Origin of the sequence: Mycobacterium sp. E2238, from assembly GCF_001672665.1 — a bacterium.
Lineage (GTDB): Bacteria > Actinomycetota > Actinomycetes > Mycobacteriales > Mycobacteriaceae > Mycobacterium.
In genome coordinates this window covers 1-5817 of the sequence record NZ_LZKF01000132.1, presented here as the reverse complement: position 1 = coordinate 5817, position 5817 = coordinate 1, and the positions used below count along the sequence as shown (strand labels likewise).

At 65.5% G+C, this 5817-nt stretch carries 7 protein-coding genes; all 7 read left to right on the top strand.

The features are described from left to right. On the top strand, window positions 1-812 hold an 812-nt coding region (locus tag A5711_RS11030; RefSeq protein ID WP_156744874.1), incomplete at its 5' end, for an amidohydrolase family protein. 1 nt (window position 813) lies between these two features. Then, on the top strand, window positions 814-1917 hold the full coding sequence (locus A5711_RS11025) for an amidohydrolase family protein (protein ID WP_067946341.1): 1104 nt from the start codon (window positions 814-816) through the stop codon (window positions 1915-1917). Window positions 1918-1928: 11 nt separating this feature from the next. Beyond that, window positions 1929-2954 carry an acyl-CoA dehydrogenase family protein gene (locus A5711_RS11020; RefSeq protein ID WP_067946339.1) on the top strand — a complete coding sequence of 342 codons (1026 nt, stop codon included), beginning with the start codon at window positions 1929-1931 and terminating at the stop codon, window positions 2952-2954. Beyond that, window positions 2951-4153 (top strand): acyl-CoA dehydrogenase family protein, encoded by a 1203-nt coding sequence (locus A5711_RS11015; protein WP_067946337.1) that lies wholly within the window; start codon window positions 2951-2953, stop codon window positions 4151-4153. The genes A5711_RS11020 and A5711_RS11015 overlap by 4 nt, the downstream gene beginning before the upstream one ends. Continuing rightward, window positions 4125-5372: a cytochrome P450 gene (locus A5711_RS11010; RefSeq protein WP_082975710.1), complete on the top strand. Its 1248-nt coding sequence runs from the start codon at window positions 4125-4127 to the stop codon at window positions 5370-5372. The genes A5711_RS11015 and A5711_RS11010 overlap by 29 nt, the downstream gene beginning before the upstream one ends. Further along, window positions 5369-5560: a ferredoxin gene (locus A5711_RS11005; RefSeq protein WP_067946335.1), complete on the top strand. Its 192-nt coding sequence runs from the start codon at window positions 5369-5371 to the stop codon at window positions 5558-5560. Before A5711_RS11010 ends, A5711_RS11005 begins: the two co-directional genes overlap by 4 nt. Next, on the top strand, window positions 5553-5817 hold a 265-nt coding region (locus A5711_RS11000; protein WP_369806131.1), incomplete at its 3' end, for an NAD(P)-binding domain-containing protein. The genes A5711_RS11005 and A5711_RS11000, both read left to right, overlap by 8 nt.

Sequence of the window (5817 nt, the reverse complement as noted above, 5' to 3'; positions counted from 1 at the left end):
TTGTGCCGATGTGGGATCCGGAATTGTGCGCGGCCGAGGTGCGGCGTCTGGCCGACAAAGGCTGCAAGGCCATCAGCTTCCTCGAGGCACCGCACGCTTTCGGCTTCCCCAGCTTTCACAACGAGCACTGGGACCCGATGCTGACCGCGATGTCGGAGACGGGCAGCGTGCTGTGCATGCACATCGGGGCCAGCGGCGGCCTGATCACGCTGGCGCCTGACGCTCCGATCGACCATCACATCATCCTGCCCACCCAGCTCACGCTGATGGCCTTGCAGGACCTCATGTTCGGCCGTACCTTGCGCAGATTCCCGGACCTGCGTATCGCCCTTTCCGAGGGCGGTATCGGTTGGATCCCCTACTACCTCGAGAGGGCCGACCGACACGCCAAGAATCAACTCTGGATCGGTCAGGACTGGTCGGAGCGCATGCCCAGCAAGATATTTCGGGACCAGGTCCTGGCTTGCTTCATCACCGACCCGGCCGGCGTCAAGCTGCGCAACGAGATCGGCATCGACAATCTGGCGTGGGAGTGCGACTATCCGCACACCGACTCGACCTGGCCCAACGGCCCGGAGCAGTTGTTTGGCGAGTTCACGGCTGCCGGTGCGACCGACGAGGAAATCAACAAGATCACTCACGAAAACAGCTGTCGTTTCTTTGATTTCGACCCGTTCAAGCACACCGCGAAGAAAGACGCGACGGTGGGTGCGCTACGCGCCAGGGCCACCGACGTCGACCTGTCGACGGTGAGCAAGGCCGAGTACCGGGCCCGTGCCGAAGCGGCCGGCCGGGAGACGGTGCAGGTCTGATATGACGAGTACCGTCGATCTGCCCAAGATCTCGGCCGATGCGCACGTCGACGAGCCGCATGACCTCTGGTACGAGCGCCTCAGCGTGGACCTGCGCGATCACGCGCCGCGCCGCATCCTGGCCAATGATGCCGGCGGGTGGAGCCTGGTCGTCAACGGCAGCCCCATCGGTTGGAACGAACTGTCGGCAGAAGAGGCAGCTGCCAAGGAGGCCGAGCGCGTGGCGGCCGCCTCGCCCGACGTGCGGCTCGACATGATGCGAACCGACCGCATCAACGCCGAGATCGTCTTTCCCACGATCGGGCTATATGCGTGGGACATCGCCAATCCCCTTGCCGGGCAGTCGGTGTGCCAGGTCTACAACGATTGGATTCGCGAGCAGATCGGGGGACACGACCGGATCAAACTTGCGATGATGATCCCCACCTGGGACGCCGACATGGCCATCGCCGAGGTCGAGCGGGTGGCTGCCGATCCGTCGGTGGGTGGACTGCTGTTGCCGTTGGTCGGCAAGCCGGAGTGGAACTCCAAAGAGTGGGAACCGCTGTGGGGCGTCATCGCGTCGACGGGCCGGCCGGCCGTCATGCATCAGGGCAGCGGCCACGACATGATCTTCTATCGAGGGTGGGGGAGCGGCACGGCGAATCTTCTTGCCACGCAATCGATGGCGCCGCGCGCAGCCGCCTTGTTGAGCTGCAGCGGGATCCTGGATCGGCATCCAGACCTGCACGCTGTCTTCGTCGAGTGCAACGGCGGATGGATCTCGTGGGCAATGCAGACGCTGGACTACTATTACCAGGCGCACGACGAGATCGGCTGGACCAAACCGAAACTTGCCGAACTGCCCAGTCACTACATCCGGCATCAGATCCACTCGACCTTTCAGGACGATCCCGTCGCGATTACGAACCTCGCGGATACCGGCGCCGAATGCCTGTTGTGGGGCAACGACTATCCCCACCCCGAGAGCACATACCCAGAGTCGGAGAAAATCCTCGACAGGCTCTTCGACGGCGTCGACATCGACAGTGCGCGGGCCATCGTCGGCGGAAATGCACGCAGGCTGTTCGGTTTTGACGAAAGCGTCCTGAAGGACGCCCCCTGAGTGGCCGTCCGATGAACGCAGAGTTCTCGCTTCGCCACCAGGATTACTCGCTCAGCGAGGAGCAGGCGGCACTGCGGGATTCTTTCCGGGCCTATTTCGAAAAGACCATCCCGACATCACGGGTTCGCTCGGCCGAACCGGGGGGGTTCGACGCGGCGCTGTGGGACGAGCTCCAGGAACGTGCCGTCGTTGAGATGGCGCTGCCGCAAGCGGTCGGTGGCGACGGGGCCGGCTTGGTCGAGCTGGCGCTCGTGCTCGAAGAGGCCGGCCGCCGCGCGGCGCCGGTACCCCTGGCCGAGGTGTTGGCGGCGGCGCGCTCGCTCGCTCGCATCGACCCGTCATCGCAGCTGCTGGCCGCCATGCGCGATCGTGGCGCGGTTGTCACCCTCGCCCCGGGCACCGCTGACCGTCGGCTAGCACCCGCCGGAGCGATCGCAGAGGCCGTGCTCGCGCCGCAGGGCGCCAACCTGACGCTGGTCACCGGCCCGCCGGCGCCGACCCAGCCCAATCTGGCGTGCGCTCCGCTGGGCTGGCGCGAGGTTACCGGTGGCGCACGGGTGGGTTCGGCCGTCGAGTGGGACCTAGCTGAACGGGAATGGCACGTTTTGACGGCGGCCGCGCTGGTCGGGCTGGGCCAGGCCGCCCTTGACCTCGGCGTGCAATACGCCAAAGAGCGCACGGCTTTTGGCACCCAGATCGGAGCGTTTCAAGCCATCGCTCATCCATTGGTCGACGCCGCCAACAGCGTGGGCGCGGCCCGGCGGCTACTGTGGCGCGCTGCCTGGTTCTGTGACCACGAACCCGAATCCGTTGGTGCGCTGGCCCTGTGTGCCGTGCTGGCCGCCGGTGACGCCGCCGAGCAGGCCGGGGCCACCGCCATTCATACCCAGGGCGGCTTCGGGTTCACCCTTGAATCCGACGTTCAGCTCTACTATCGCCGGGCCAAAGGCTGGGCGGTGGCCGTCGGCGACCGTCGGACCCTTCTGCGACGCGTCGCCCGGTGGGCGCCGCATGTGTTGAAGGATGCACTCGCGTGAATTTCGAAACCATCGACCTCGACGACGACACCCTCACGTTCTGGCGGGGGGCACGCGCCTTCTTCGGCGAACACGTCACCCCGGCGGTGCTGGAAGACGAACGCCTGCACGGCGGCGGATTCAACGAAGGCCTGCACCTGGCGATTGGGGCGCGCGGATGGGTCGCGACGCAATGGCCGACGTCTGAGGGTGGGGCGGGCCTGGACGCGTTGCGGGCGCGCATCGTCGCCACCGAATGGGCGCGCAGCGGTGCGCCCTACATCCTGGCCTCCACGACGTTGCTACCACCGATCGCGATCCGAATGTTCGGCTCGCCGGACATCCAGGCCGAGGTTCTGCCGCGGGTGGCTGACGGCACCGTTCGCATCTGCCTGGGTTACACCGAACCGGACTGCGGATCGGATTTGGCCGCGGTGCGCACCCGCGCGGAGCGGGATGGTGACGAATGGGTCATCAACGGACAGAAGATGTTCACCACCGGTGCCCAGTTCAGCCAATACTGCTTTCTCCTCACGCGCACCGACCCGTCGGCGCCCATGCACAAGGGCCTCACCGTTTTCCTTCTGCCCCTGGACACTGCGGGGGTGGAGATCCGGCCGATCGGCACACTTGGCGGCGAACGTACCAATTTTGTTTACCTGCAAGATGTTCGCGTCAACGACCGCTGGCGCCTGGGCGATGTCAACGCGGGTTGGACCGTGGTCGCCGCGCCGCTGAGCCAGGAACACGGCATCACCGCCGACGGCAGTGACCCGACCATCGGGGGGCCCTACCTGGCCGAGTGCGAGAAACTCCTCGCGGAGTTCGTTCATTGGGCCGCAACGCAACCGGGTCCCGCAGGCAAATCCTTGCTCGACGACGCCGCGGTGGCCGAGCGCATCGGCGAAGCGCTCGTCAAGGTCGAGATGACGCGTTCGGCGTCGGGACCGCCGGCTCGCATCCTGTCCTCCGACCTGCTGGTGCAGACGGCGTCGGAGCTGGTCGGTCTCATCGGTCCGACAGCCCTTCTGGCGCGCGGGGCGGAGGGGAGTGCCGGCGACGGTGCATACGAAGCAGGATTCCGATTCGCGCCGGGGACCGGCATCTATGGCGGATCCACCGACGTGGCGCGAAACGTGATTGCCGAGCGATTCCTGGGACTTCCCCGTAGCACACCGCGAAGGAACAAAAATGAGCGAATCGGCAGCGCTGTCGGCTAGCCACGACGAACAGTCCGACGACGCCGTGACGGAGGGCATCGCCGCCGAGGCCTTCGGGGGTGACTTCGCAGCGATGCTGACTGTCCCCGAACCACAGGAAGTGTACGCAGGCATCGGATCGACGCCGATAATCGTGATCGACGGCAATCACATTGTCGGCGCCGCCAAGAGCGTCGACGCTCTGACCCGCAGCCACGATGTGCGCGGATCGGGGGCAGTGGGCAATACGCAGAGCGCCGATCGCCCGCTGATTCCGCTGGACATCGACCGGCCCGAGCACACCAAATACCGCAAACTGCTTGACCCGATCTTTTCGGCGAAGGCGATCGCTCACCTGGAGACTGACGTGAGAACGCTCGCCGACGAGCTGATCGACAAGTTCATCGAACGCGGCCACGCTGACATCTACGATGAATTCTGCGCGATCCTCCCGTCCACGATTTTCCTGCGCCTCATGGGAATTCCGCTCTCCGAGCTGAACTACTTCCTGCAGAACAAAGACGATCTGCTGCGCGACGTCGACGGGGAAACCGTCGCGCAACGCGAGGCCAGGTACAAGGCGGCGGGCAAACGGTGCTACGCGTACTTCAACCAAGTTCTCGACGAACGCGAAGCGAGCGGCGAACCCGGGGACGACATCCTCGGCCGCTTCATGACAGCCGAAGTCGACGGCCACTCACTGACCCGCGAGAACATTCTCGACATTTGCTTCCTGCTGATGATCGCAGGCCTGGATACCGTCGCGGCGTCGCTATCCTGCATCCTGTCCTGGCTCGCGCGCCATCCCGACGAGCGCCGTCAGGTAGTGGCGGACCCGGAAATGTGGCCCGACGCCATCGAAGAGTTGATGCGTTGGGAGACCCCGGTGCCGGTGGCATCGCGGACTCCAACCGTGGACATGCAGGTCGGCCAGACGACCGTGGCCGCAGGAACGCAGGTGACGGTGCTGTGGGCCGCTGCCAACCTGGATCCGGAAAAGTTCAAAGATCCTCTCAAAGTGGACCTGACCCGTCGGCCCAATCCGCATTACTCGTTCGCAAGCGGTTTTCACCGTTGTCTGGGAAGCCATCTCGCCCGGATGGAGCTGCGGGCGGCACTCGACCAATTTCACAAGCGTATTCCCGATTACGAGATCACGCCGGGCTCGTCGTTGAAATACGAAGCTCTTCCGGTGCGGCTGGCGCGGCCGCTGCCACTGAGTTGGGAGGTGCGTGGATGAGGCTGGAACTCGACAGCGGAGCCTGCCAGGGGCATGGCCGCTGCTACAGCCTCTCGCCCGCGTTGTTCGACGCCGACGAGGAGGGGCACAGCGTGCTGCTGGCGGCCGAGGTGCCAGTAGGAGAGGAGCCCTCCGCCACGAACGCCGTGCAGTCCTGTCCCGAGGAGGCCATCGCCCTTCATGACTGACCAGGCCGGCTCGACCGCGCGCCCCGACTCCGCGACGCCGACATCGTCGGATCGTCCGCAGATCCGAGCCGGATTCATCGGTCTCGGGGACCAGGGCAAGGGAATGGCAGATCGGCTCATAGCCTGCGGGGTGCCCACGACGTTGTGGGCACGCCGGGCGGAATCGCTTGAGCCCTACCGCGGTTCTGCGGCGTCGTTCGCGGAAACCCGGGCCGAGCTGGGGGCCAACAGCGACGTGGTCGGGATCTGTGTGGTCG

Coding starts and splice junctions, on each gene's coding strand:
- A5711_RS11005 (WP_067946335.1), top strand. CDS start 5,369: ATGAGGCTGGAACTCGACAGCGGAGCCTGCCAGGGGCATGGCCGCTGC.
- A5711_RS11010 (WP_082975710.1), top strand. CDS start 4,125: ATGAGCGAATCGGCAGCGCTGTCGGCTAGCCACGACGAACAGTCCGAC.
- A5711_RS11025 (WP_067946341.1), top strand. CDS start 814: ATGACGAGTACCGTCGATCTGCCCAAGATCTCGGCCGATGCGCACGTC.
- A5711_RS11020 (WP_067946339.1), top strand. CDS start 1,929: ATGAACGCAGAGTTCTCGCTTCGCCACCAGGATTACTCGCTCAGCGAG.